This window comes from Bradyrhizobium sp. 17 (assembly GCF_023073515.1).
Taxonomy (GTDB): Bacteria; Pseudomonadota; Alphaproteobacteria; order Rhizobiales; family Xanthobacteraceae; genus Bradyrhizobium; species Bradyrhizobium canariense_D.
The window spans coordinates 480485-504381 of record NZ_JADPJQ010000130.1 but is presented as its reverse complement, the minus strand read 5'-3'; the positions used below and the strand labels follow the sequence as shown (position 1 = coordinate 504381).

Annotated in this window: 29 protein-coding genes and 1 pseudogene; 15 read left to right on the top strand and 15 right to left on the bottom strand. The window is 64.7% G+C overall.

Going from position 1 to position 23897, the window contains the following annotated elements; translation table 11 throughout:
* Positions 1-47: 47 nt before the first annotated feature.
* On the bottom strand, positions 48-227 hold the full coding sequence (locus IVB13_RS38700) for a hypothetical protein (protein WP_026232755.1): 180 nt from the start codon (positions 225-227) through the stop codon (positions 48-50).
* 139 nt (positions 228-366) lie between these two features.
* On the opposite strand from IVB13_RS38700, the gene IVB13_RS38695 reads away from it, so the two are divergent.
* A complete protein-coding gene (locus tag IVB13_RS38695; protein ID WP_231188564.1) occupies positions 367-609 on the top strand; it encodes a DUF3551 domain-containing protein in 243 nt (80 codons plus the stop codon).
* A gap of 54 nt (positions 610-663) precedes the next feature.
* Here IVB13_RS38695 and IVB13_RS38690 read toward each other — a convergent pair whose 3' ends face one another.
* The 3 genes from IVB13_RS38690 to IVB13_RS38680 form a co-directional block, all read right to left on the bottom strand.
* Positions 664-942, bottom strand: coding sequence for a hypothetical protein (locus tag IVB13_RS38690; RefSeq protein WP_026232756.1), 279 nt, complete (start codon positions 940-942; stop codon positions 664-666).
* Between the two features lie 174 nt (positions 943-1116).
* Positions 1117-2103 carry an SH3 domain-containing protein gene (locus tag IVB13_RS38685; RefSeq protein WP_247492629.1) on the bottom strand — a complete coding sequence of 329 codons (987 nt, stop codon included), beginning with the start codon at positions 2101-2103 and terminating at the stop codon, positions 1117-1119.
* Positions 2104-2271: 168 nt separating this feature from the next.
* A complete protein-coding gene (locus IVB13_RS38680) occupies positions 2272-4194 on the bottom strand; it encodes an FAD-binding monooxygenase (RefSeq protein ID WP_085384030.1) in 1923 nt (640 codons plus the stop codon).
* A gap of 103 nt (positions 4195-4297) precedes the next feature.
* Between IVB13_RS38680 and IVB13_RS38675 the strand changes: the two genes are divergently transcribed.
* Positions 4298-4762, top strand: coding sequence for a MarR family winged helix-turn-helix transcriptional regulator (locus tag IVB13_RS38675; RefSeq protein WP_085353562.1), 465 nt, complete (start codon positions 4298-4300; stop codon positions 4760-4762).
* Positions 4763-4941: 179 nt separating this feature from the next.
* On the top strand, positions 4942-5370 hold the full coding sequence (locus IVB13_RS38670) for a hypothetical protein (RefSeq protein WP_018454539.1): 429 nt from the start codon (positions 4942-4944) through the stop codon (positions 5368-5370).
* Between the two features lie 7 nt (positions 5371-5377).
* Here the strand turns inward: IVB13_RS38670 and IVB13_RS38665 are convergent, their stop codons facing one another.
* Positions 5378-5974, bottom strand: coding sequence for a L,D-transpeptidase (locus IVB13_RS38665; protein ID WP_198293348.1), 597 nt, complete (start codon positions 5972-5974; stop codon positions 5378-5380).
* 386 nt (positions 5975-6360) lie between these two features.
* On the opposite strand from IVB13_RS38665, the gene IVB13_RS38660 reads away from it, so the two are divergent.
* The 4 genes from IVB13_RS38660 (at position 6361) to IVB13_RS38645 (ending at position 8834) form a co-directional block, all read left to right on the top strand.
* Positions 6361-7383: a hypothetical protein gene (locus IVB13_RS38660; protein ID WP_085353563.1), complete on the top strand. Its 1023-nt coding sequence runs from the start codon at positions 6361-6363 to the stop codon at positions 7381-7383.
* A gap of 377 nt (positions 7384-7760) precedes the next feature.
* A complete protein-coding gene (locus IVB13_RS38655; protein WP_007591727.1) occupies positions 7761-7991 on the top strand; it encodes a hypothetical protein in 231 nt (76 codons plus the stop codon).
* A 92-nt stretch (positions 7992-8083) separates the two neighbouring features.
* Entirely contained in the window at positions 8084-8473 is a 390-nt protein-coding gene (locus IVB13_RS38650; protein WP_204511042.1) for a hypothetical protein, read from the top strand.
* Positions 8474-8582: 109 nt separating this feature from the next.
* Positions 8583-8834 carry a hypothetical protein gene (locus IVB13_RS38645; protein WP_018454543.1) on the top strand — a complete coding sequence of 84 codons (252 nt, stop codon included), beginning with the start codon at positions 8583-8585 and terminating at the stop codon, positions 8832-8834.
* Between the two features lie 13 nt (positions 8835-8847).
* Here IVB13_RS38645 and IVB13_RS38640 read toward each other — a convergent pair whose 3' ends face one another.
* The 5 genes from IVB13_RS38640 to IVB13_RS38620 all read right to left on the bottom strand — a co-directional run bounded on the left by IVB13_RS38640 (position 8848) and on the right by IVB13_RS38620 (position 12309).
* Positions 8848-9033 carry a hypothetical protein gene (locus IVB13_RS38640; protein ID WP_018454544.1) on the bottom strand — a complete coding sequence of 62 codons (186 nt, stop codon included), beginning with the start codon at positions 9031-9033 and terminating at the stop codon, positions 8848-8850.
* Between the two features lie 174 nt (positions 9034-9207).
* Positions 9208-9489 carry a cell division topological specificity factor MinE gene (gene minE, locus IVB13_RS38635; RefSeq protein ID WP_007591739.1) on the bottom strand — a complete coding sequence of 94 codons (282 nt, stop codon included), beginning with the start codon at positions 9487-9489 and terminating at the stop codon, positions 9208-9210.
* Positions 9486-10301 (bottom strand): septum site-determining protein MinD, encoded by an 816-nt coding sequence (minD, locus tag IVB13_RS38630; protein ID WP_007591740.1) that lies wholly within the window; start codon positions 10299-10301, stop codon positions 9486-9488. Before minD ends, minE begins: the two co-directional genes overlap by 4 nt.
* 19 nt (positions 10302-10320) lie before the next feature.
* Positions 10321-11019 (bottom strand): septum site-determining protein MinC, encoded by a 699-nt coding sequence (minC, locus tag IVB13_RS38625; protein ID WP_247368629.1) that lies wholly within the window; start codon positions 11017-11019, stop codon positions 10321-10323.
* Between the two features lie 273 nt (positions 11020-11292).
* Positions 11293-12309, bottom strand: coding sequence for an ABC transporter substrate-binding protein (locus tag IVB13_RS38620; protein ID WP_247368631.1), 1017 nt, complete (start codon positions 12307-12309; stop codon positions 11293-11295).
* A gap of 100 nt (positions 12310-12409) precedes the next feature.
* On the opposite strand from IVB13_RS38620, the gene IVB13_RS38615 reads away from it, so the two are divergent.
* The 6 genes from IVB13_RS38615 (at position 12410) to IVB13_RS38590 (ending at position 17608) form a co-directional block, all read left to right on the top strand.
* On the top strand, positions 12410-13057 hold the full coding sequence (locus IVB13_RS38615) for a TetR/AcrR family transcriptional regulator (RefSeq protein WP_018454547.1): 648 nt from the start codon (positions 12410-12412) through the stop codon (positions 13055-13057).
* An 84-nt stretch (positions 13058-13141) separates the two neighbouring features.
* Positions 13142-13912 carry an ABC transporter permease gene (locus IVB13_RS38610; RefSeq protein ID WP_247368633.1) on the top strand — a complete coding sequence of 257 codons (771 nt, stop codon included), beginning with the start codon at positions 13142-13144 and terminating at the stop codon, positions 13910-13912.
* A gap of 18 nt (positions 13913-13930) precedes the next feature.
* On the top strand, positions 13931-14968 hold the full coding sequence (locus IVB13_RS38605) for an NAD(P)-dependent oxidoreductase (protein ID WP_247368635.1): 1038 nt from the start codon (positions 13931-13933) through the stop codon (positions 14966-14968).
* Entirely contained in the window at positions 14955-15776 is an 822-nt protein-coding gene (locus IVB13_RS38600; RefSeq protein WP_247368637.1) for a GNAT family N-acetyltransferase, read from the top strand. The genes IVB13_RS38605 and IVB13_RS38600 overlap by 14 nt, the downstream gene beginning before the upstream one ends.
* 6 nt (positions 15777-15782) lie before the next feature.
* Positions 15783-16838: a dihydrodipicolinate synthase family protein gene (locus tag IVB13_RS38595; protein WP_247368638.1), complete on the top strand. Its 1056-nt coding sequence runs from the start codon at positions 15783-15785 to the stop codon at positions 16836-16838.
* Positions 16826-17608 (top strand): ABC transporter ATP-binding protein, encoded by a 783-nt coding sequence (locus IVB13_RS38590; protein ID WP_027517626.1) that lies wholly within the window; start codon positions 16826-16828, stop codon positions 17606-17608. The genes IVB13_RS38595 and IVB13_RS38590 overlap by 13 nt, the downstream gene beginning before the upstream one ends.
* 155 nt (positions 17609-17763) lie before the next feature.
* Here IVB13_RS38590 and IVB13_RS38585 read toward each other — a convergent pair whose 3' ends face one another.
* The 3 genes from IVB13_RS38585 to IVB13_RS38575 all read right to left on the bottom strand — a co-directional run bounded on the left by IVB13_RS38585 (position 17764) and on the right by IVB13_RS38575 (position 20291).
* On the bottom strand, positions 17764-18855 hold the full coding sequence (locus tag IVB13_RS38585; RefSeq protein ID WP_247368640.1) for a substrate-binding domain-containing protein: 1092 nt from the start codon (positions 18853-18855) through the stop codon (positions 17764-17766).
* Between the two features lie 154 nt (positions 18856-19009).
* Positions 19010-19267, bottom strand: a complete 258-nt coding sequence (locus IVB13_RS38580) for a hypothetical protein (protein ID WP_007609546.1) — start codon at positions 19265-19267, stop codon at positions 19010-19012.
* Between the two features lie 79 nt (positions 19268-19346).
* Positions 19347-20291 (bottom strand): DUF2778 domain-containing protein, encoded by a 945-nt coding sequence (locus IVB13_RS38575; RefSeq protein ID WP_247368642.1) that lies wholly within the window; start codon positions 20289-20291, stop codon positions 19347-19349.
* Positions 20292-20503: 212 nt separating this feature from the next.
* Here IVB13_RS38575 and IVB13_RS38570 point away from each other — a divergent pair, with 212 nt between their 5' ends.
* Both IVB13_RS38570 and IVB13_RS40565 read left to right on the top strand, forming a co-directional pair.
* Positions 20504-20944: a DUF1810 domain-containing protein gene (locus IVB13_RS38570; protein ID WP_204511040.1), complete on the top strand. Its 441-nt coding sequence runs from the start codon at positions 20504-20506 to the stop codon at positions 20942-20944.
* 87 nt (positions 20945-21031) lie between these two features.
* Positions 21032-23112, top strand: a pseudogene (locus IVB13_RS40565) (methyl-accepting chemotaxis protein).
* A 4-nt stretch (positions 23113-23116) separates the two neighbouring features.
* On the opposite strand, the gene IVB13_RS38560 reads toward IVB13_RS40565, so the two are convergent.
* Entirely contained in the window at positions 23117-23707 is a 591-nt protein-coding gene (locus IVB13_RS38560; RefSeq protein WP_085353019.1) for an NADPH-dependent FMN reductase, read from the bottom strand.
* A 51-nt stretch (positions 23708-23758) separates the two neighbouring features.
* On the bottom strand, positions 23759-23897 hold a 139-nt coding region (locus tag IVB13_RS38555), incomplete at its 5' end, for a helix-turn-helix domain-containing protein (RefSeq protein WP_247492766.1).

Here is a 23897-nt window from a genome sequence, read left to right as displayed (position 1 = left end):
CCCCGGTCGAAAGTACGAGATCAATGTCGTCCTGCCCGGTCTTGCGGTCAGGCCGCCAATAGCTGATCGAAGTCGGGCGGCGCGTAGGCCTTGCCGTCCTGGTCGGTGATGACGACCTTCCACCCCTCGCTCGCCCAAACCTTCGCCTTCGCCACGATGAGCAAACGGCTCTCGCGGGCAAAACTGCACTTCTCGTTGTCGCGTTCTGCGACCATCTTGTAGGCCAATGCGCATCCCCTTGCGTTGCCCCTGCACCTGCTCTCGTCGTGGCAGCGGGCTTTGGCGGCAATTCGCCGGGAGCGTGGCAATTTGGTGCCATCCGCGGCAGCATTGTGCTTTGTTCCGGCTGAGCGAAGGAGATCGATCGTGCGCCGCTTCATCAATGCGATTCTGCTTGTCGCGGGCTTGTTTGGTGCGGGCCTGCTCGGCGTGCCGCCGACAGCCGCCCAGACCTACGCTCCGCGCCATCCCGTCTGCATCGAGATCTACACGATCGACGGCCGCAGCATCGATTGCAGTTTTGCGACGATCGCGCAGTGCGCCGCGACCGCCTCCGGGCAGTCCGCCCAGTGCTACGCCAATCCTATGCCACGCGGAGCAGACAGCTGAGCCCGGTTCCGTCGCCGCCGCGACGAAGCCGATAGCATCAGGTCAGCGCTCCGATCAGTGGACGCGAATGATATGGGGACGGCCAAGATCGATCAGCCCCTGCACCGCCGAGAGGCGGTCGTCGAGAGCTGCGATGGTCAGCAACAAATTGTTGCGGCGTTCGTCGAGAAGGCCCATCTCGGCGCCGGAGAGTTTGGTGCTCGATCGCTCCTTTTGAATCACCTCGAGAGATTGGCGCAATCCGGCAATCAGGCCGGACAGCTGCTTGGCTTCCTTGGTCATCGACCGCTTGGCGACATTGTGGCGGCGCGTCTCCGCCTGGTTCTGTCTCATCGTCGTCATCCTCCCGTGCCCCGCTGCCCCGAGTGGAATGCTTACAGCTTTGAGTAGACATATTACGATCGATGAAATCTGCCCGCGAAGAAGCTTCTTAAATTGTATGGGCAGGGAACCCGTTCCGGCCCAAACAGAAAGCCCGGCGCGAGGGCCGGGCTTTCGTTGGCAACTTTAGTGCTTTTGGTGCCCGCCACCGGGACCGCCGGCCGGGGCACCGCCGCCGTGCGGCGCGGCGTTGATGTGAGGTGCGCCGCCGCCACCGCCGTGAGGCATCGCAGGCGCAGCCGCGCGCGGCGCAGGCATTTGGGCATGAGCGTTCATCGGCGAGCTGTGGCTCAAGTTGGGTTGGGCCACATGCGGCATCGCGGGCCGGCTCGCCGGCGCCGCTGATACACGCGGCACCTCATGCGGGCGCGCCATCGGCTGCGCACGCACAGCCGCGCGGTGTGCGGCCTGCTCGTGCATGATGCGCGCTTGTGCATCGCGCGGATTGCGGCCCTGGAGATTGGTCCGCTCATGCGCGATGCGGTCGCTTCGTCCCGCACGGCTCCGGTCCGCCGTCACCGCAGTCTCGTGCCTCGCCATCGCGGCGTCGCGCCGTGAAGTTATGGCATCGCGACCGGAGACCGCGGCCGCGCCCTTGACACTTTCCTTGACATTCGCACCGTTGCGCCCGAGTGCGACCGCCGCATCGCGCGTTGCCGCGCGGCCGATGCGAGCCGCGCGCGGATCGATCGTCATCCGCATCGCGTCGCGCTGATGCGAAGTCCAGTAGCTATTCCAGTGGGCATGCCGCCGATACCAGGGCCGCCCCTGATAATAGCTCGACCAGTACGAGGTCAGCACGAAGGGGACGATTGGCACGTCGATCTCGTCGACATAGTCGGGGAGATAGACGTAGTGATTGCGGTAGAGATATTCGAGGTATTGCGACGACACCCAGCCACGGTCATCCGAGAAGCTCACGTCGCACCAGGCGTTGCCGCGCAGGCAACCATGGATATCGACGCGGGCGCCCTCGGGGATGCGATCGACCAGGGGAAAGCCCGAACCCGGCCCGGCGCGCAGGCCGGTCGAGACGGTGACCATGCCCGGTGCGGCCAGCGCGGCCGTCGGGGGGAGCAGCAATGCGGCTAACAACACGCTTCGGAATTTCATGGCGTAGTCCTCCTCTTTCGAGTCGGAACGCGCCAGCGGAACGGGCGTTCCGCGTACGAAGGTCTCATCCGCCAAAAGATCGAGACGGATGCCGCGCGCGGTTCAATATTCATTCGCCGTTCATCGACACCGCGCGCAGAGAGAGCCTACGTGTGCGCCGCCGGCCCGTCAGTTCACTTGCAGCATGAAGCCGTCGAAGTACGCAGCAAGCGCAGCAAAATCATCGAGCGGCAGCACGGTCGCGACATACTGATCCGGCCGCACCACGACCATGCAGCCCGCCTTGCGGTCAATGCCGCGCATGGTGAAAACGTCCTGACCATTCTTGAGGTCCGGACAGAACATCTTCTCGTAGTCGATCAGGCCGTAGCGGCCCTTGCGCGGCAGCAGCAGCGCAGGCATCGCCTCGAGAGCGAGCTCGCGATGATCCTGCTGGAAGACCGCCCGCAGGTCGATCACGCTATCGATGTCGGCGACCGCGGGGGTGTAACGCCGGACCGGCGACTCCCGCGCATCGGAGAGAAAATTGCACAAGGCGCGAACGGCCGATCCGGTTGCTGCGGGATCCTCAGCGCCGGAGAAAGCGTAGATGCGGAAGCGGCCATCCGCCTGCGCAGCGTGACCGAGATGCACCGGCTTGGCATCCGCAAGCCGGATCACCGGTGCGGAATGAAATCGCGTGCCGATGACGAGGCCTTGCGCGAGATGCTGGTGGGACGTCGCTCCCGTCAGAACCGACGGGCGGTAATGCGTCGCCGTACCCGCGGTGTAGCGACCGTGCCTCACGAAATAGTCCTGCGTCCTGGCGGCGTCGGCGCCGCCGGCCTTGGCGGCGGACGCAAGAATCCCCGCCCATTCCCGGTCGAAATCGATCAGCTCTTTGGCAACCGCCTGGCGCTCGGCCGAATAGGAATGCAGCAGGCTCGGCGCAGACTGCTTCCGCAAAACGGCAGCGAGCTTCCAGCCGAGATTGAAAGCGTCCTGCATCGAGACGTTCATGCCCTGCCCCGCCTTCGGGCTGTGGGTGTGGCAGGCATCGCCGGCGATGAATATCCGCGGCAGACGCGTAGCCGTCTCGGTCTCCGGCACGTCGTCGAACTTGTCGGTCAGGCGCTGGCCGATCTCGTAGACCGACCACCACGCGATCTCCTTCACATCGAGCGTATGCGGCTTGAGGATCCGCTGCGCTTTCGCGATCACGTCGTCGGCGGTGATATTGCGATTGGCGACGCGCTCGCCGATGTCGAGCTTGGCGAGCTCGACATAGAGGCGGACCATGTAGCCGCCCTCGCGCGGAATGATCAGCAGGCTACCGTCCTTCGCCGACTGAATCAGAGCCTTGAAGCGGATGTCGGGAAAATCGGTCACCGCCAGCACGTCCATCACGCCCCAGGCATGATTGGCGGAATCGCCGAGCAACTCGCGACCGATCGATTTGCGCACCGTGCTGCGGGCGCCGTCGCAGCCGACGACATAGCGCGCCTTGATGGTCTCGACCTTGCCCTCGTTCTCGGCATCGACCCGTTCGAGCCGCGCTGTCACGGCATGGTCGGCGGGACCCGCGGCCGGATCGACCTGAAGGTCGAGCAGGCGCCGACTGTAATGGGGCTCGAGCCTGCCCGGCGCCTTGCGCATGACGTCGAGAAAGCCGTCATGGATGCGCGCCTGGTTGAGAATAACGTGCGGGAATTCCGACAAACCGTCCTCGACGTCCTGCACCCGGCCGCTGCGGACGATATGTTCCGGCACCCGCTCGTCCGGCTTCCAGAATGTCGTCTCGTTCACCCAACAGGCTTCCTTCAGGACGCGCTCGCTGAATCCGAAGGCGTGGAACATCTCCATGGTGCGGCATGCGATGCCGTCGGCCTGCCCGACCAGCAAGCGGCCCGGCTTCTGCTCGACGATGCAGGTCTTGATGTCGGCAAACTGCGCAAGCTGGGCCGCAAGCGTCAGGCCCGCAGGGCCACAGCCGACGATGAGGACATCGACCTCTTCGGGCACGCCCCCCGTTGCGCCAGAAGGCTGAATGCGCGCGGCGGGATCGGCGATTTCGGGGTCGCCCGGCTGAAATCCATTGAGATGGAATTGCATGAGCACCTCTCCCGCCGATGTTCTGTTTGGATATTGCTCAGTATGCTGACTATCAGTATACTTGTCAACGACCCCGGCCGTTCTGCCCCAACGGAGAAATTCGGTGAAAGACAACAACGACATGCCCGGACATCTGGCGCGCCGGTTCCAGCAAATCGCGGTCGCGGTGTTTCTGGCCGAGGTCGGGGATGCCGGCTTCGACCTCACGCCGGTGCAATACGCCGCGCTCGCGACCATCAAGGCCAATCCGGGGCTCGACCAGGTGACGCTCGCAGGATTGATCGCCTACGACCGCACCACCATCACCGGCGTGGTCGACCGGCTCGTGCAGAAGGGGCTCGCGGAGCGCCGCGCCTCGCGCCGCGACCGCCGTGCCCGCGAGCTCGAGATCACCGACGAAGGCCGCCGCACGCTGCGCAAGATCACGCCGGCCGTGGAATCCGCGCAACGCATCATGCTGCGCGGCCTCAGCGCGAAAGAAAGTGAGGATCTGATGCGCCTTCTGCACAAGGCCATCGCCGCCGGCAACGAGCTCAGCCGCGCCCCGCTGCGCGGAGTGCAGGCATAGAGCGTTTTCGAGCGAGGTGGATACCGCTTCGCGTCAAGAAAACGTGCCAGGACAGAAAGCCCCGTAATTCTACCCCTCATTGTCGCAGTATCGCGAAACCAGGAACTAACCTTCGGCTGTTACGGTCGACGGCATTCGGCGTTTAACGCGCGATTAACTTTGCCGGTCTGGAGTTTCGGATGTTCAGGTTCCTCATTGCGGCGGCGGCGATCGCGCTCTCGACCGCTCCGGCGCTCGCGAATGGCCATGGCGGCGGCGATGCCCCTCCGCCGCCGAAGCCCGCGACGTCACCGGCGAAAGTCATCCTGACCAAGCAGGGCCCCACGCTCGTGGACCTCAACGGCATGACGCTCTACTATTACGAGCGCGATACCACCGGCAAGACGTCGAACTGCAACGGCAAATGCGTCGAGAGCTGGGTGCCGCTGCCCGCAACGGCCGATGCCAAAGCGGTCGGCGACTTCACCGTGATCAACCGTAACGACGGCAGCAAGATGTGGGCCTATCGCTATCGTCCGCTCTACACCTCGCCGGCCGACAAGGCGCCGGGCGAGGCCAATGGCAATGCCACGACGCTGCAATGGCGCGTCGCCCGTCCCGAGAACTAGGGCGACCTCACCCGCGCCAGCTGGGCCGCGCCTCGACTTGCGCGTTCTGTCCGGGCGGCAGCACCACGACCATTGAGTTGAGCTTCACCCGGTCATAGAGATCGATCACGTCCTCGTTGCGCATCCGGATGCATCCGGACGAGATCGCCTGCCCGATATATTCCGGCTGGTTGGTGCCGTGGATGCGGTAGAGCGTGTCCTTGTTGCCGGCATAGAGATAGATGCCCCGCGCGCCCAGCGGATTGGCGGGGCCTCCGGGCACCCGCGCCGGATAGGGCCCGAGCCGCGCCTGGATGTCCGCCGTCGGAACCCAATCCGGCCATTCCGCTAGACGACCGACCCGCGCGACTCCGGAGAACGCCATGGCCTCCTCGCCGACCGCGACGCCGTAGCGGATCGCCTTGCCTTCGGGCAGCACGAAATAGAGATAGCGCGCATCGGTATCGACCAGGATCGTGCCCGGCTGCTCCTTGCGCGGATAATCGACGATATGACGGAGATATTGCTCGGGCACGTTTGCTTGCGCGTAAGGCGTATGCGCCAGCAACTGCCGGTCGCGGGTCGTCATGCTCGCGTCCGTCGATGGCGAAAGCGTCGTCTGCATGCAGCCGCCCAACGGAAGCATGGCAAGGACGAGTAGAACGAATAAGGATCTTGGCACCGCCGGCCCCAATAGCGATAGCAGCGCCCCAGCAACACCAGATGCTGCCAAAATCGTGCTGAAAACAAGGCATTGTGGAACAATTACGCGTGTTGTCTGAGGCGGGTTCCATCACCACAAACGGCGCAAGAGCGTCGCACAGTCTCCATCCCCTCGCCTTGCTTTGGTCAAACCCGGCTGGACTCGTGGGTCATGGTGCTTGGGCCTCATCGGATTTGGGGATTTGGATGGGCCCACCTCAACGGATCTGCTCGCGCCAATGCGAACGACCGATACCTCAATACTCAACACCTGGGGCTTCAAAACACCCAGGCTTCAAAGGAGCTGCGATGCTCGCGACGCTGAACTCTCGGCAAATCGTCGATGAGATCGTGAAGGACACGGTCACGAACAACGACCCGCACGACGCGGTGCAGATTTCGCCTGACATTTTGCTGGCCTCGCGCCCTCTCAGCGTTGCGCCCGCGCTCGCGCCTGAGATCACGGCCCGTCCCGAACCCAAAATAGATCCGGCGTTCACGCTGAAGTCCAGAATGAATCCGGAGCCGAAGTTCAGTCCCGTCGCGGAGCCGCAGACGGCAGCGCCCTCGGTCGACACCGCCGTGCGCGTTGCGGCCGGTGATGGTCTCAGCCGGCAGAAGCGCTCCTCCGCTGGCAAATGGCTGCGCGGCGCGTTCGTCACGATGCTGTTTGCGGGCGGAAGCGCGGCCGCTACTGTCGCCTGGGAGAAACATGGCGACACCGCAAGACAGATGCTCGCCGAATGGACCCCGGCATTGGCGTCGCTGCTGCCTTCGACCTCGCAGACCGCACCGCTCGCCGCCGCACAGGCTGCGCCGCCTGCGGACCAGGCCGCAACGGATCAAGCCACAACGGATCAAGCGGCCGATCAATCTGCGGCTCCGCCTGCAACCCAGCTTGCAGCAGCAGTGCCCCCGGCAACACAACCCGATCCTGTACAATCGGTGCAGTCGATGACGCGCGATCTCACCGCGATGGCGCAACAGATCGAGCAGCTCAAGACCAACATCGCCGAGTTGAAGGCCGGGCAGGAGCAGATGGCACGCGAGATGGCGAAGCCGCCCGCGCCGAAGCCGGTGGCCGATGCGAAGCCGCGCGTCGATCCGCGCGCGCAAATGTCCGCGCTACCGCCGCGGCCCGCGGCGCCGCCGGTTCGCAAACCGAAGCCGGTCGTGTCGCACACCTACATGCCGGCTTATTCGCCGGCGCCGCTCGCTCCGCCGCCGCCGGCCTCGCAGGCTGCCGCAGCCCCACCGCCCGCTGCCATGACGACGCAAGCCGTTGCCGACGACGATGGACCTGTCGTGCGCCCGCCTATGCCGCTGCGCTGAACGATCGTCACGCGACGACACGAAGCGTCGCGCCAGCGATGCTGCCCGAGTCGATGTGATGCGTTGAATCCGGATGACTACGGGAAGCGAGCTTCGATCGTTTTCCATCAAGAGAAAAGGCCGTCGGGATCTATGCCGGCGGCCTTCTCTTGCAGCTGCCGGTTCCCGGAGCCCGGTTCTGCTGCAATTCCATGCCTCATGATCACGCCGACATATTTAATAAAATCTTAACACGCTTGAATGCTGCACATCATTTCTGCGCCATAAGCATAGAGATTGCGCGCGCCGTTCATTCGATAAACATCGACTCAGTGGTACCATCGGTCATGTGTTGAAACGTCCACCCGAAGCTCAATTCGTCACACCGGGGAATTCGGATGCCCTACTATTCCTTCGATCTCGTGGTTGGTGAAGAGTTCAAGAACCAGGGCGGTATCATCCTCGAAGACATCGAGGTCGCCTCCGATCGCGCCGTTCAACTGGCTACCGAGCTGTCGCAGGTGAAGCCCGAGCTGCAAAGCAAGGGTTGCGCTGTGCGCGTCACCGACCGCGATCACAAAGAGGTCTATCGCACGCCGCTGGATCCGGTGCCGGCCTGGCGGCGCTAGCTCGCCGGCCGGCTTCGCGGGCGCACGCCATCCCCATTGCGGAGCGGCGCGGCAGCCGCTAGCCTTCCCGAAAATTCGGGGAGGTACCAAGGATGCGCGCTGGTTTTCTGATGACGGCCCTGTTGCTGCTGGCCGCGCCGGCCCAAGCGGCCGACCATCCACGTTCGACCTATGTCACGTTGGTCTTGCAGGCCTTCGCCGCCAAGGTCGAATGTCCGGGCACCGATATCGTCTACCAGGATCTGGTGCAGAAGGCGGAGCAGATGCAGCTGCCCGAAGGAACCACCGAGAAGGTCCGCAAGGCGATCGCCTGGATGCACACGGGCGGCAAGATGGGTGAGAAGCAGGACGACGATCTGATGGCCGAGGTCGCGGTGGCCACCCAGGCGACCGACCTCAACCAACGCCGCCTCGGCATGCCCGGCTGGTGCGAGGCCCAGAAGACCAACCTCGCCGGCCTGATCCGCAGCAAGGGCGGCTAGCGTGATCGTGCGGCGTTAAGCACACCGCGCCGGAATTTTTGGTTCGGCCAATAATCGTCACATTTCTCGCCAGCATGCGGCTCTTTTCGAACTCGAACAGGGGAGCCCCATGCGGATCAACCATGTCCTTCTCGCGGTCGCGTTTGCCGTCGCACCGATGCTGACTGCGCCCGTGCTGGCGAAGAATTCCAATGCCCAGAAGGGCGAGGACAAATCGACCTCGTCTTCGTCGTGTAGCGCTTATCAGCAGGCGCCGGATGGCTCGTGGGAGCCGCTCCCCTGCAAGGAGACGGGCGAGCGCTCCCAGCCGCAGACACAGAATCGCACTTCGCCGCAGGGCGCTGACCGCGGGGAGCGTTGAACGCGGGGGAGTGTCAGCTCTGGTGCGGACCGCGGATGATCTTCATCGCGTCCGCGATGTGACGCCACTCTTTGGCCTCGTCGGCCTCGCCGCGGCCCTCACAAGCCCTGGCCTGTTCGGCGGCCTTCGCGATCGCAGCAAAACCATGCTGTTCCAGCATCTGGCGCGCGACGGTGTGGACCTGGACCTCGGTCATCATGGGCGTTCTCCCGTTTGACGAAACCGCGGTGCATCGCGCCGCCGCGGGTTTTTCACAACGATTGAGCCCCGGACCTCGTTCCGTAGCGTTCATGTCGGCGCGCAAAGGCGGCCCGCTATGCCCAGCGGACCGCCTTTTCACCCACCCCAATTTGAAGCGTCGCGGCTGAGGTCCCTAGCCGGCCGCCGCGCGCTTGCGCTCGAAATCGTTGGGCACCTCGATATCGACCTCGAGGGTCGAGACCTCGTCGCCGCGATCGAGCCGGACAATGACCTTGGTCGGGTCCAGCGTGACGTGCCTGGAGACGACCGCGAGAATTTCCTCACGCAGCACACCGAGCAGATCGGGCTGGCCGCGCAGTCCGCGTTCATGGGCAAGCAGGATCTGCAACCGTTCGCGCGCGACGGGTGCAGAGGCCTTGTTGCCGCGGAGAAGCCGAAGCAGACCCATGCTCATGCGGCCCTCCGTCGCAGCAGGCGGTCCATGAAGCCTTTGCGCTCGGTCGGCACCTGCATCGGCACGGTGTCGCCGCAGAGCCGCCGCGCCGCATCGATATAGGCCCGCGCCGGGGCGCCTTCCGCGTTCGACAGCGTCACGGGCGTGCCGACGTTGGAGGCGCGCAGCACGTCCTGGCTCTCGGGGATGATGCCGAGCAAAGGTGTTGCAAGAATTTCGAGGATGTCCTCGATGGTCAGCATCTCGCCGCGCGCGGCGCGCGAGGGATCATAGCGGGTGATGAGAATGTGCTTCTCGACCCGCTCGCCCTTCTCGGCCCGCACCGTCTTGGAATCGAGCATGCCGATGATGCGATCGGAATCGCGCACCGAGGAGACTTCGGGATTGGTGACGATCACGGCTTCGTCGGCAAAGCGCATCGCCATGGAGGCGCCGCGCTCGATGCCGGCCGGACTGTCGCAGATCACCCAGTCGAAACGGCTGCGCAGATCGTCGATGACCTTGCCCACGCCCTCTTCGGTCAGCGCGTCCTTGTCGCGGGTTTGCGAGGCCGGCAGCAGCCAGAGGTTCTCCAGCCGCTTGTCCTTGATCAGGGCCTGCGGCAGCTTTGCGACGCCCTGCACCACGTTGATGAGGTCGAACACGACGCGGCGTTCGGCGCCCATCACGAGGTCGAGGTTGCGCAAGCCGACGTCGAAATCGACGACGACGACCTTTTCGCCGCGCTGCGCGAGCGCAGCCCCCAGTGCGGCGGTCGTCGTGGTCTTTCCGACGCCCCCCTTGCCTGACGTCACGACCAGTACCTTGGCCATCTCTCAAATCTCCTTCTGGTCAGTTCAGCGCAGTAATTCGCATGGTGTTGCCCTGCAGCCAGGCCTGGGCCGGCTTGCCGCGCAGGGCCGCGTCGATATCGTCGGCGGTCTGGTAAAAACCATCGATTGCAAGCAGTTCGGCCTCGATCTTCTGACAATAGATGCGCGCGCTCGTGTGACCGTTCACGCCCGCCATGGCGCGGCCGCGCAGCGCGCCGTAGATGTGAATGGAGCCGCCGGCGACGACCTCGGCGCCGGAGCCGACCGAACCCAAAATGGTGACGTCGCCTTCGGGGAAGATCACGGTCTGGCCCGACCGCACGGGGGTCTCGAGCAGCAGCGAGGTCGGCTTGGTCTCGACCTTTGCCTCGACCTTCTTGGGCGCACTCGGCTCGACCACGCAGCTGCGCCCGCCCGAAAGCAGCGGCGGCATCATGGGGTTCAACCGGCCCTCCTCCACGCCCTCGATCCCGAGCACGCGGATGTTGCGGTCCTGAAGGCTGGTGAGCAGATGGCCGATGCCGGACTGGCTGAGATCGACCGAGGACAGGTCGATCACCACGGGGCGGCCGGCGAAGAAGCCCGGCGAGCGCGCGATGGTGGTGTCGATCTCCTGCAGCCAGTCCTGGATGGGAACCGTCGGCACGAAGACGAAGGCCACATAGGAGCGCCCGCGCAGGCGAACCATTTGGCGTTGAGGTTTTACTGCAGCCTCCATAGCGGCCGACTCGTCCCCTGTTATTGAATGGTTAACGATGCCGCCGATATGGTTAATGGCCGGTTAATTTCTCCGTGGGGTTACGTGGCATGGAAGCGCACCAAGGGCGTTGAGCAGGCGCTCTCGCCCCGCACAACGGTCATCGCCCGCGAAGGCGGGCGATCCAGTACTCCGAGACGGTTGCGGGTCAGCCGCAAGGCTGCGGCGTACTGGATGCCCCGGTCAAGCCGGGGCATGACAGCGGAATGTGGGGCCGGCGCGGCGACCAGCCCCCTACTTCTTCACCTTGCTCGCATCCATCTTGATGGCGGGGTCCAGCATCTTGGTCGTGAACGCTGTCGTGACGTCGAACGGCTTCTCCATGCCGAGATAGGTCTGGACCAGATCGTAGTCCTTCTTCATCCGCTCGCCGTCGATCCAGCCGAGTGCCTTCGTCGTCGTGAATTCGTCCGTCATCAGGAACTTGATGCGCTCCCACTGGCGCTCCTGGTTCTCCTTGTCGAGACCGGAGACCTGATCGAGCAGCGCCTTCAGGCAGGGCGCGGCGTCGGCGACGCAAGTCGCGAAGGCCTTTTGCGTGACCCGCACGAACTCCTCGACCAGCTTCGGGTTCTTCTGCAAATAGCCACCGTTGACGATCAGCGAATTGCCGTAAGGATTGAGCCCGATGTCCTTCCAATTGACGTAGCCGAGATCGCTTCCGAACTCGATCACCTTCAAATCGTGCTCGTTGTAGAAGTCGCTGATGATGTCGACTGTATGGCTCTTGAGCGCGGCGATCTTCGCCGTCGGCCCGACATTGACGAAGCCGACGGAGTCGGGCGCAAGCCCTGCAGCCTTGGCGAAGGCCGGCCACATCACACGCGAGGCGTCCCCGGGCGGATTGCCGATCTTGTGGCCGGCAAAATCCTTCACCCCGTTCACGCCGTAGCTCTTCAACCAGTAGAAGGTCTGGCCGGTGTTGGCGTAGACGCTCATCACGGCAACAGCGTCAGCCCCCTTGCTCTTCGCCACCAGCATGGTGGCGAGATCGGCGACGCCGAAGGGCGAGCCGCCGGAGCCGACCTTGGCGGCGGAGACGCCGGAGCCCTTGCCGACCTCGATGGTCAGATCGATGCCCGCTTTCTCGTACCAGCCTTGCGCCTTGGCGTAATAATAGGGCGAGTGATCGGCCGTCGGCGCCCAGTTCAGGATCAGATTGACCGCCTCGCCCGCGTTCGCGGGCACGACTGGTGATCCGAGCATCAGGGCCACAGCCAGGGCCGAGCCCGCCGCCTGCAAACGCTTCATCGCATCTCTCCTCGTTGCCCGCGACCGGCTTGTCGCTCTCCCCCCGTGAGGATACCAATGCAACAAGGCCGCCCTCAACTTGTCAACTGTTTGGTTGGAAATGCCCGCAAAACGTTCAGGCGACACCGTGCCGCAGCGGCGCGACCCGGTCGCCACACGCAAGAAGCTGCTCACCGCGGCGCGCGAGGAGTTCGCCCGGCACGGCTTTGCCGGCGCCCGCGTCGACGAGATCGCAGAGCGCGCCGGTGTCAACAAGCAGCTCGTCTACCATTATTTCGGCGACAAGGACGCGCTCTATCTCGCCGTGCTCGAATGGGTTTACGCCGATATCCGCGAGCAGGAACGTCAGCTCAATCTCGAAGGCCTGCCGCCGGGAAAGGCGATCCGGAAACTGATCGAGGCCTCGTTCGATTACCTCGCGACGAACCCCGATTTCATCGTGCTTCTGAACGACGAGAACCGCGGCGGTGCCCGCCACGTCCGCGGCTCGACGCGGCTGGAGGCGATGCATTCGCCGCTGGTGAAGAGCGTGTCCCACATCCTTCACGAAGGCGTCCGCGCCGGCATGTTCCGCAAGGGGATCGACCCGATCCAGCTCTATATCTCCATCGCGGGCCTCAGCTATTTCTATCTCTCCAACACGCCGACGCTGTCGGCGATCTTCGGCAAGGACCTGTCGAGCCGGGCCGCGCGCCGCGCCCGCCGCCGGCACGTCGCCGATCTCGTGCTGCATTCGCTCCGGCCATAATCAACCAACTGGTTGAAACTTCCCTCCGGGATGGCTAGGCTTGCGACCAGCGGCAAGGTGGCCGCTGACAACAGGGAGTAACCGGTGACAGGAGACGGCGCCCGCAATACGCGCAGCTTTGCGATCGTCCTAATCGTGCACCTCGCCGTGCTGGTGCTCTGGCAGGTGCTGGTCGATGCCTTCCACGTCCCGAAGTTCATCCTGCCGTCGCCGCTCGCGACAATCCAGACGCTGGGAACCGCGAGCTACGCCTGGGGCGCCAATACGCTGGTGACGGCGATCGAGATCCTCGGCGGCTTTGCGCTCGGCGCCTTCGTCGGCGTGACGCTGGCCGTCATCTTCAGCTGGGCGCCGCTGATCAGCCTCGTGCTGCTGCCGCTGTTCGTGACGCTGAACATGATCCCGAAGGTCGCGCTCGGTCCGCTCCTCATCGTCTGGTTCTCCTACGGCATCGTGCCGAACATCCTGATCGCCTTCAGCATCTGCTTCTTCCCGATCCTGCTCACCACCGCGCGGGGCTTGCGCGAGGTCGAGCCGGATCTGCTCGACCTCGTCAAATCGCTGCGCGGCTCGCGCTGGACGCTGTTCCGCAAGATCCAGCTGCCGGGATCGCTGCCTTACATCTTCTCCGGAATGAAGGTCGGCGCCATCCTCGCGGTCGCCGGCGCCATAGTCGGCGAGTTCATCGCCTCCGAGCGCGGGCTCGGCTACCTCATGATCCAGGTGCAGTCGTCGCTCGACACGCCCGCGATGGTGATGGCCGTCGTGCTGCTCACCCTGCTCGGCGTCGCGCTTTACGGCTTCGTGCTCGTCCTCGAACGCATCTTCGTCGTCGGCGACGCAAGACAAACTTGAAGATCAAGGACCACAACCATGCTCCTCACCCGCCACAACCTGCCGAAGACCATCCCTGATATCGCTGCGCTCGACGATCTCCTGTGCCGGCCGACCCAGGCATTGATCGACGACCTCGCCCGGGTCGGCGGCGACATCATGATCCTCGGCGTCGCCGGCAAGATGGGGCCGACGCTGGCGGGGCTTGCCAAGGCCGCAGCGCGCGATCGCCGTGTCATCGGCGTCGCCCGCTTCAGCGACGCCGGCGTCAAGGACTGGCTGCACGCGCGTGGCGTCGAGACTATCAATTGCGACCTAATGGACGAGACCGCGATTCAGGCGTTGCCGAAGGCGCCCAACATTGTCTTCATGGCCGGCCGCAAATTCGGCGCTGAGGGCGATCTCTCGCTGACCTGGGCGATGAATGCGCACGTGCCGGCACTGATCGCGCAGGCCTTCCCCTCGTCGCGGATCGTGGCGTTCTCGACCGGCTGCATCTATCCGTTCGTCCCCGTCGACGGCAAAGGATCGGGCGAGGACATGGCGCCGAACCCGCCCGGCGAGTACGCCCAGTCCTGCGTGGGCCGCGAGCGCATGTTCGAGTATTTTTCGCGCAAGTTCGGAACGCCCGGGCGGCTATTCCGCCTCAACTACGCGATCGACATGCGCTATGGCGTGCTGCACGACATCGCCTTGAAAGTGCTCACGGGCACGCCGATCGACCTCAGCATCGGTCATGTCAATTTCATCTGGCAGGGCGATGCCTCATCGCAGGCGCTGCGCTGCCTCGCGCATTGCACAGCGCCGACCTCGCCGATCAATGTCAGCGGCCACGAGATTTTGGCGGTGCGCGACCTCGCAGCAAGATTCGGCGCCAGGTTCGGCCGTATGCCGGTGCTGACAGGAAACGAAGAGCCGACCGCGTGGCTGACCGACACGTCCAAGGCAGTCGAGCTTTTCGGCCTGCCGGTCGTCGACACCGAGCAGCTGATCGCCTGGACGGCGGATTGGGTGTCGCGCGCCATGCCGAGCCTCGGCAAGCCCACCAAATACGAGGTGCGCGATGGACGCTACTGACGATCCGCGCATCATCCGGCTTGGCGTCGAGGATGCTGCGGCGGGCCTCGCGCTCTCGACAGAGGCGCACTGGAACCAGAATGAAGACGACTGGCGGTTTTTCTTGAGCGACGGCGTCGCGTTCGGCATCCGTGATGGCGCGCAACTGGTCGCGACCGCAGCACTCCTGCCCTACCCCGGCGACAACGCCTGGATCAGCATGGTGCTGGTGACGGCAAGCCATCGCCGACGCGGTCTCGCCACGCGGCTCGTCGACGCCTGCCTGGCGATGGCGCGCGAACGCGGCCTGACGAGCTGGCTCGACGCAACCCCGGACGGTGCTGCCGTCTATGGGCCGCTCGGGTTCACGCCGACCCTGCAATTGCGCCGGCTCAAGCTGGTGAAATCGGCATCCGCGTCCGGGCAGGCACCTTCGTCCGCGACGCTCGACGCGCTCCGCGCGCGCGACCGGCGCGCCACGGGCCTCGATCGAACCGCCCTGCTCTCCAACTTCGCGCAGCGTTCCGGCTCGCGCATCGTCGCCGCGAACGGCGCCATCGCGCTGGTTCGCGACGGACGTACCGCGCGCCATATCGGCCCGCTGCTTGCCGACGACGCGGCAGCCGCGCTGACCCTGGTCGATGCCATCGCGCGATCGGAGACCGGGCCGCTGCTGCTCGATGCCGTCGCGTCGCAACCCGCGTTCCCTGAAGGATTGACCGCATCCGGCTGGATCATCGAGCGCCCGTTCCAGCGCATGCGGTTCGGCCCCGCTAATACCGCGGGTGAAGACATGCCATTCGCCGTCGCCGGCCCTGAATTCGGATAGGACATCATGCACCACAGCCAGATCAACAGCGAGATCCGCAAGCTGATCGCCGACGGCACCGTCCTGCCGGCGCATCCCCTCGCGCTCACCGCCGAACGCCAGCTCGACAAAAAGCATCAGCGCGCGCTGACGCGCTATTACATCGACGCCGGCTCCGGCGGCCTTGCGGTCGGCGTGCACACCACGCAGTTCGCGATCCGTGACGTCGGCCTCTATCGTCCCGTGCTGGAGCTCGCCGCCGAGACGGCGGCGAACTGGACCAAGCGTCCGCTGGCGCTGGTCGCGGGCCTCGCCGGTCCGACTAGGCAGGCCACCGCTGAAGCCCGCACCGCGCGCGACATCGGCTATCACGCAGGGCTCCTCAGTCTCGCTGCGATGAAGAGGGCGTCGGAGGACGAGATCATCGCGCATTGCGCAGCGGTCGCACCCGAAATTCCGCTGGTCGGCTTCTATCTTCAGCCGACGGTCGGCGGCGTGGTCCTGTCGAGCCGGTTCTGGCAGCGCTTTGCCTCGATCGACAATGTCATCGCGATCAAGATCGCGCCGTTCAACCGCTACCGGACCCTTGATGTTTTGCGCGGCGTCGCGGCAGCCGGCGCGCTCGACCGCGTTGCGCTCTATACCGGCAATGACGACCACATCCTGCTCGACCTGATGCTGCCGTTCGACCTCCGCGACAACGGAATCACCACGCGCACTTATTTCAAAGGCGGCCTGCTCGGCCACTGGTCGGTGTGGACGGCGAGCGCGATCAAACAGTTCGAGCGCTGCAAAGCGGCACGGCACAAGGACAGCGTGCCGGCCGATTTGCTCGCGCTCGATGCCCGCGTCACCGATTGCAACAGCGCATTCTTCGACGTCGCCAACGATTTTCACGGCTGCATCGCCGGCTGCCATGAGGTGCTGCGACGGCAGGGCCTGATGCAGGGCCTGTGGTGCCTCGATCCGAACGAGGGCCTGAGCCCCGGCCAGAAGGACGAGATCGAGCGCGTGTACCGCGAGCATTCCGACCTCAGCGACGACGCGTTCGTGGCCGCAAACTTGGATAAATGGCTGGCATGAGCTCAAGCCCCTTCATCAGCCTGCAAGGCGTCCGCAAGGTCTATCGCAGCGGCGGCGCCGAATTCCTGGCGGTGTCCGACGTCACCATGGACGTGCAGGAGGGTGAGCTGGTCTCGCTGGTCGGCCCGTCCGGCTGCGGCAAGACCACCGTGATGAAGATTTTGGCCGGCTTGCACGACGCCGACGGCGGCACGGTGAAGATCGGCAACGCCAAAAGCCCGTTCGATCCGACCCGCGACATTGGCATGGTGTTCCAGCAGGCGTTGCTGCTGAAATGGCGGACGATCCTGGACAACGTGCTGCTGCCGGCAGAGATCGTCGGTCTTCCGATGAAGGCCGCGCGCGAGCGGGCGCGCGATCTGCTCAATCTGGTGGGTCTTGCCGGCTACGAGCAGAAATATCCGCGAGAGTTGTCCGGCGGCATGCAGCAGCGCACCGCCATCGCGCGCGCCTTCATTCACGACCCGAAACTGATCCTGATGGACGAGCCGTTCGGCGCGCTCGACGCCTTGACGCGCGAGCAGATGAATCTGGAGATGCTGCGGATCTGGCGCGAGAGCGGCAAGACCATCATCTTCATCACGCACTCGATCCAGGAGGCCGTGTTCCTGTCCTCGCACTGCGCCGTGCTGACGGCCGGACCTGCGAAGATGGCCGATTATTTCCCCATCGACCTGCCCTTCCCACGGGCTCTGCCGCTGAAAACGACGGACGCGTTCGGCGCCTATGCGCGGCGGATTTACGAGAAGCTGGGTTTGGGCGCGGCTTAATTCACCGCACGATAGATGCTGTAGGGTGGGCAAAGCGACTTGTCCGCCGTAGCTCGAAGAGCGAAGGAGGAAGCGTGCCCACCATGGCGAGGCAAGCAAGCAGTGGTGGGCACGGCGCAAGTGCGCCTTTGCCCACCCTACGGGAGTTTGCGCGATCAAGCCTTGTTGCGCATCTTGCCGAGCAGATAATTGTCGTAAAAATTCTCCGCGATCTGCGTGTAGAACAGCAGCTTCTTCATATAGGCGTCGTGGCTTTCCTTGGTGCGCTTGAACAGGTCGCTTTTGGTGGCGAGCTCGTTCAGATGCTCCTGGGTCGCGGTGTAGCAAGCCTCCAGCACCGGCTGCGGAAACGCCTTCAGCTCCGCGCCATTGGCGATCAGCCGCTTCAGCGCCGCCGGATTCACGCTGTCGTATTTCTCGAGCATCCAGGCGCCCGCGGCCGACGCGGCCTGGTTGACGATCGCCTGGTACTGCTTCGGCAGCGAAGCCCACTTCTCGTCGTTGACGATCATGTGCAGCATGGCGCCGCCTTCCCACCAGCCGGGGAAGTAGTAATATTTGGCGACCTTCTGGAAGCCGAGCTTCTCGTCGTCATAGGGGCCGACGAATTCGACTGCGTCGATCGTGCCCTTCTCCAGCGCCGGATAGATGTCGCCGCCCGCGATCTGCTGCGGGACCACGCCGAGCCGCGCCAGCACATGACCACCCATGCCGGCGATGCGGAATTTCAGGCCCTTGAGATCGTCGACGGTCTTGATCTCCTTGCGGAACCAGCCGCCCATCTGGGTGCCGGAATTGCCGCAGAGGATGGCGTGCACCTTGAACGGCTTCAGCGCCTCGTTGGTGAGGTCGGCGCCGCCGCCGAAATGCCACCAGGATTCCTGATGGCGATGGTTCATGCCGAACGGCGCGCCGGTGGCATAGGCCAGCGCCGGCTCCTTGCCGATGTAGAAATAGAGCGGGGTCTGCGCCATGTCGACAGAAGCGGTGCTGACCGCATCGAGCGCCTGCAGGCCGGGAACGAGCTCGCCGGCCGCGAAGGTCTGGATCTGGAATTTGTTGTCGGTGGCCTCGGCAACATATTTCGCAAAAGTCTGAGCGGTGCCGTAGATAGTGTCCAGCGACTTCGGGAAGCTCGAGGTCAGGCGCCATTTGATCTCGGGCGCGCTTTGCGCGATCGCAGGTGCGGCAACCAGCGTCGTCGCGCCGGCAACCGCGCCGCCCTTGAGGAATGTACGGCGTTTCATGATGGTCTCTCCCTGAACTATGTTTCAACGTATCGGCTTGAGCGCGATCTTCGCCGACCATGGCCTGTTGCTATAGCGGAGTTCAACTAGTGAGCGGTAGCCCGGATGGAGCGCAGCGCAATCCGGGAATCTTCCCAAATTTCCCGTGTCGCTCTCAGAGCAGCTTGGCGCTCACAAACAGCGCGCGCACGGCGTTGGTCGCCTGCACCACGAGCATGGCGTTCTCGGCGGCACCTTCGAGCGCCGCGACCGCGTCTTCATGCAGCGAGCGGAATTCCATCCACTCGACCGATTTGAAATTGGTGAGGAATTGATAGGCCTGGCCGACGGTCGCGATCGCCAGCGTGTCGCCGTTCAGCTTGATCTTGAACGTCGTGCGCAGCGGGGTCTCGGAACTTTGCGGATCACTCATGGGCTGCTTCTGGACGATGACGGCTTAACGAAAGGAAAACGGCAGCCCCGCCGTAGCAGGCCAATATCCGGAGCAGATATCAGGACTCGGTGCTCGCGCGCTGCGAGGCGGTCGCCGATGGGGTCAGCCTCGGCACCACGACCAGACGGTTGAACTCACCGTTGTCGTAGGCTTTCATGAATCGATCATAGTCCTTGATCGAAACGCAGCCGTTGGAGTCGCCACGAGGCCCGAGCATGTAATTGTGGGTGAGCAGGCCGACGCGGCCGAGCGCGCTGGTGCCCTCGGTGGGCGTCAAGCGCAGTGCGCGGACGCCGTGAAACAGTTTTTCGCGCGGCTTCAGGTCGTAGGTCGCAGGCGGGGTCGCGCCAACCATGCGCTGGTCGACGTGCTCCGGGTCGTCCATCAGCGCGCCCATGCCGGAATGCGCTTCCAGCGCGATGCCGCTCGGCAGGTAAAGCGCCTTGGCCGAGATGTCGTAGACCGCGGTGCGCGAATCGTAGCCAAGCGCGGCGAGATCCGGCGCCTTGCCGAACAGGCCGCTGTCGGGCGTCAGCGAGGCCAGCCTGATCTTGTCGGTGAATTTTTCGAAGAAATTGCGGTTGTCGACCCTGGTCTCGGCATAAGCCTGGCTCGAGGCAATCTGGGCGGAGATGTCCGCCTGGGGCGGGCGCGAGCGCGGCATCGGGATGGCGTCAGCACGCTGCGATTGTCTCGTCTCCTCGGACATATGCCGGTCGTCATCGGTCAGGGTCGAGCGCCAGTCGTCGCCCTGGAGCTTCTGGGCGAGCATCGCCTTGGCATCGCGCAATTTGAGCTGGACTGCATTGACCGCGGAGCGCTCCAGCGTTCGCAGGCCGAACTCGCGGGCGGGCGGACTGCTGGAAGCCGAAGCGAATCGATCATCGAACGAAGGCGCATTGGCCGGCGGCAGTGCGGCGGTGACCAGCGAGGCCGAACCGCCGATATCCGCGACCCAGGCGGCAGCGCCCAGTGCCAGCGCGACGGCGGCCAGAGACAGCAATATGATCTCGGCTCGCCCAATACGGCGGCGCGACAATAGCCCCTCGGCTCGTGCCCGGTCGGAAACCATCAGATCCCCAAAATCGACCCCCGAGGGGACCCACCCCCACCCGGAGATTCTCTACCAGCTACCACATTGGGAGCCAAAAGTTAGGCATAATCGCGGCCGGCAAGGGCCCCGGCAAGCCATTCCAGGGTATCCCAAGGTATCTTATGACCGATCCGTTCGATCTAGAGCGCTTTGTCCGGGCCCAGGACCCGGTCTATGGCGACGTCCAGGGGGAGCTGACCCGGGGCCGAAAGCAGAGCCACTGGATGTGGTTCGTCTTCCCGCAGGTCGCCGGTCTCGGCTTCAGCGCCATGTCCCAGCGCTACGCCATCACCTCCCGCGCCGAGGCCCAGGCCTACCTCGCCCACCCCATCCTCGGTCCGCGCCTGATCGAATGCACGCGGCTCGTGCTCGCCGTCGAGGGCCGGACCATCAACGCCATCCTCGGCGCGCCCGATGATGCCAAATTCCGCTCGTCGATGACGCTGTTCGACGCGGTGTCCGACGAGCCCGTTTTCGACGAGGCGCTCGCCCGGTATTTTTCGGGCAAGCGCGATCAGGCAACGCTCGATATCCTCGCGGCCCTTGAGCGACAGCCCAAGTGACCGCAGCCACCAGCGTAAACCCGGGATTAACATCGCCTGCCTATTGTCCGTGCAAATAATTTCCCGCGCCAGTTGCCGGACAGAATCATGAAAATCGGTACGCTCCTGACCACCGCCATCGTCTCGCTCTCGACAGTGGGCGGCGGCCTCGCCGTCTACGTCGCCGTGACGAAATACCAGACGATGGAACGGATCACCGAAGCGCAGGGGCGGCTGGCGATCGTCCGGGCCGTCAGCGACATCCCGCGCTACCTCAATCCCGAGCGCGGCTTTTCCACCAACATCCTCTACGGCCCTCCCGCGGTCGACCCGGCGCTGCTTGCCGAGCAGGACAAGCTGCGCAAGCAGACCGATGCCGCCCGCGAAAGGATGAACGCGCTGCGCAAGGACCTGCCCGGCCCGTTCGATGACGGCAACACCACCGGCGGCAACATCGACGCCATCAATTCGAAGTTCACGGCGCTGCGCGAGGCCATCGACAAGGCGATGTCGGGCCCGGCGGAGGCGCGCAAGGACGCCGCCAAGAAGATCGTCGCCGACAACGCCGTGCTCAACGCCGGCGTGACGGCGCTACTCAACGAGCAGGTCCGGCGCATGGCGATCCTCAACGGCGATGCCTACCGGCAGGCCAGCTACGCCAACATCGCGATGACATTGCGCGACGTGGGCGGCTTCAACTCCAGCCTGCACAAGAACCTCGTCGGAGGCAAAAAGCCGGCGACCGACACCGAGAAGGCCGAGATCAGCCGCTCGCAGGGCCGCAACGATCAGATCGTGATGTCGCTGCTGGAGTTGCGCGGCAATCCCGCAACGCCGGCGAACGTCGCCGCCGCGCTGGAGAAATTCAGCGCGATCTACATCGAAGAGTTCGGCCGCGAGCTCAAGCTGGTGAAGGAGGGTGCGGTCAGCGGCAAGTACGAACACGACATGGACACCTATTACACCGCCACGCAGCGTGGCCTCAGCACTATCATCGAGGTCCGGGACGCCTTCTACGACAACGCCGAGCAGATTCTCGCCGGTGCATCCACCGCGGCCCACACCAGCTTCACCATCGCACTCGCGGGACTCCTCGCCGTGCTGATCGCCAGCGCCGGCCTCATCGTAACGGTCCGCCGCCGCGTCTGCGCCCCGATCGTCAACCTGACGACGCGGATGTCGCGGCTTGCCGAAGGCGAGGTCACGGAAGAGATTCCCGGCGCCGAGCGCTCCGATGAAATCGGTGCCATGGCCGCGGCGGTCCGGGTCTTCAAGGACAACATGATCAGGGCCGACAGCCTCGCGGCCGAGAAGCAAGCCGAGAACGACGGCAAGATGCGCCGCGCACAGGCGCTCGACGGGATCACCCGCGCGTTCGAAGCCAAGGTCACCGAGCTCGTCGGCGGCTTGTCCCGCGCTTCAGCCACCATGGAAAGCACGGCGCAGTCGATGACCTCGACGGCTGCCCAGACCAACAGCCAGGCCGCCGTCGTCGCCGCCGCCTCACAGCAGACATCGAGCAACGTGCAGACGGTCGCGAGCGCCACCGAGGAGCTGACCTCTTCGATTTCGGAGATCGGCCGTCAAGTGGCCCAGTCCACCGAGATCGCGGCCCGCGCCGTCGACAACGCCCGCCGCACCGGCGACACCGCCCGTGCGCTGGCCGAGGGCGCGCAGAAGATCGGCGACGTCGTCACGCTGATCCAGAGCATCGCCGAGCAGACCAATTTGCTGGCGTTGAACGCGACCATCGAGGCCGCCCGCGCCGGCGACGCCGGCCGCGGCTTCGCGGTAGTTGCTGCCGAGGTGAAATCGCTGGCGGGCCAGACCGCCAAGGCCACCACCGAAATCTCCGAGCAGATTTCGGCGATCCAGGCCGCGAGCGACGAGACCGTCACCGCGATCCGCAACGTCGCCGACGTCATCGGCGAGATCGACCAGATCGGCACCGCGATCGCGGCCGCGATCGAGGAACAGGGCTCGGCGACCAGGAGATCGCCCGCAGCGTCCAGGAAGCCGCGCGCGGCACCCAGGAGGTCAACACCAACATTTCAGGCGTGCAGCGCGCCGCCGACGACACCGGTACGGCCGCGCGGGAGGTGCTGGGCGCAGCCGAGCAGCTCTCGTCCCAGTCACGCGATCTCGCCGGACAGTTCGACCGCTTCCTCGGTGAGGTCAGGTCGGCGTAAGGGCTTAGTACGGCGGCGCCTTGCGCGCCCGCTGCGCCTTGGCCGCCTCGATCCACCATGCGAGATCGTCGGCGAAGCGCGGGAACGAGCGTTCCAGCGCTTTGCCGCCCTCGCCGATCGGTTCACCCGCTTCCGACAGCGTCTGTGCGATCGGGCCGACGCCGATGGTGCTCGACACCACCACCATGCCCATCTCCGACAACGTGCCATGCCAGGCGGTCGAGGCACGCGCGCCGGACAGGCGGCCGGCCGAGTAGCTCACGATCGCGGCTGGGCGCCAGAACCACTCCTCGAGGAAGTGGTCGGTGAGATTCTTCAGGCCCGGCTGGATGCCCCAATTGTATTCGCCGGTGACGAAGACGAAACCATCTGCGCCGCGGATCTCTCCGGCGAGCTTCTCCAGCGCCTCGGGTGCGGAGCCCTTGGGGTATTCCTTGTACATGCGATCGAGCATCGGCAGGCCGATCGCCTTGGCGTCGATAAACACGACGTCGTCGCCGCGGGCGCGCAGGCGATCGATGACGAAATTCGCTAGGCGTATGCCCATGCGGTCGGAACGGTAGGAACCGTAGAGGACGAGAATGCGATTGCTCATGGGCAGCAGTATAGCACGGATCATCAGGCCGGCCCTCAACGTTTTGACGCGCTAAGTTCGCCGTCCGGATTCAAGCGTTTGCGAAGGTGTCTCGCCGAACTGGTCGCGATAGCTTCTGGAGAAGTCGCCGAGATGCCAGAAGCCGAACGCCAGCGCGACGGCCTTGACACTATCGGCACCCGCGAGCAGC

Bases quoted from the DNA above. Each gene is read 5' to 3' on its own strand.
- IVB13_RS38690 (WP_026232756.1), bottom strand. From the start codon at position 942: ATGAGACAGAACCAGGCGGAGACGCGCCGCCACAATGTCGCCAAGCGG.
- IVB13_RS38685 (WP_247492629.1), bottom strand. From the start codon at position 2,103: ATGAAATTCCGAAGCGTGTTGTTAGCCGCATTGCTGCTCCCCCCGACG.
- IVB13_RS38680 (WP_085384030.1), bottom strand. From the start codon at position 4,194: ATGCAATTCCATCTCAATGGATTTCAGCCGGGCGACCCCGAAATCGCC.
- IVB13_RS38670 (WP_018454539.1), top strand. From the start codon at position 4,942: ATGTTCAGGTTCCTCATTGCGGCGGCGGCGATCGCGCTCTCGACCGCT.
- IVB13_RS38665 (WP_198293348.1), bottom strand. From the start codon at position 5,974: ATGCAGACGACGCTTTCGCCATCGACGGACGCGAGCATGACGACCCGC.
- IVB13_RS38660 (WP_085353563.1), top strand. From the start codon at position 6,361: ATGCTCGCGACGCTGAACTCTCGGCAAATCGTCGATGAGATCGTGAAG.
- IVB13_RS38655 (WP_007591727.1), top strand. From the start codon at position 7,761: ATGCCCTACTATTCCTTCGATCTCGTGGTTGGTGAAGAGTTCAAGAAC.
- IVB13_RS38650 (WP_204511042.1), top strand. From the start codon at position 8,084: ATGCGCGCTGGTTTTCTGATGACGGCCCTGTTGCTGCTGGCCGCGCCG.
- IVB13_RS38645 (WP_018454543.1), top strand. From the start codon at position 8,583: ATGCGGATCAACCATGTCCTTCTCGCGGTCGCGTTTGCCGTCGCACCG.
- IVB13_RS38640 (WP_018454544.1), bottom strand. From the start codon at position 9,033: ATGATGACCGAGGTCCAGGTCCACACCGTCGCGCGCCAGATGCTGGAA.
- minE (WP_007591739.1), bottom strand. From the start codon at position 9,489: ATGAGCATGGGTCTGCTTCGGCTTCTCCGCGGCAACAAGGCCTCTGCA.
- minD (WP_007591740.1), bottom strand. From the start codon at position 10,301: ATGGCCAAGGTACTGGTCGTGACGTCAGGCAAGGGGGGCGTCGGAAAG.
- minC (WP_247368629.1), bottom strand. From the start codon at position 11,019: ATGGAGGCTGCAGTAAAACCTCAACGCCAAATGGTTCGCCTGCGCGGG.
- IVB13_RS38620 (WP_247368631.1), bottom strand. From the start codon at position 12,309: ATGAAGCGTTTGCAGGCGGCGGGCTCGGCCCTGGCTGTGGCCCTGATG.
- IVB13_RS38615 (WP_018454547.1), top strand. From the start codon at position 12,410: ATGCCCGCAAAACGTTCAGGCGACACCGTGCCGCAGCGGCGCGACCCG.
- IVB13_RS38605 (WP_247368635.1), top strand. From the start codon at position 13,931: ATGCTCCTCACCCGCCACAACCTGCCGAAGACCATCCCTGATATCGCT.
- IVB13_RS38600 (WP_247368637.1), top strand. From the start codon at position 14,955: ATGGACGCTACTGACGATCCGCGCATCATCCGGCTTGGCGTCGAGGAT.
- IVB13_RS38595 (WP_247368638.1), top strand. From the start codon at position 15,783: ATGCACCACAGCCAGATCAACAGCGAGATCCGCAAGCTGATCGCCGAC.
- IVB13_RS38590 (WP_027517626.1), top strand. From the start codon at position 16,826: ATGGCTGGCATGAGCTCAAGCCCCTTCATCAGCCTGCAAGGCGTCCGC.
- IVB13_RS38585 (WP_247368640.1), bottom strand. From the start codon at position 18,855: ATGAAACGCCGTACATTCCTCAAGGGCGGCGCGGTTGCCGGCGCGACG.
- IVB13_RS38580 (WP_007609546.1), bottom strand. From the start codon at position 19,267: ATGAGTGATCCGCAAAGTTCCGAGACCCCGCTGCGCACGACGTTCAAG.
- IVB13_RS38570 (WP_204511040.1), top strand. From the start codon at position 20,504: ATGACCGATCCGTTCGATCTAGAGCGCTTTGTCCGGGCCCAGGACCCG.
- IVB13_RS38560 (WP_085353019.1), bottom strand. From the start codon at position 23,707: ATGAGCAATCGCATTCTCGTCCTCTACGGTTCCTACCGTTCCGACCGC.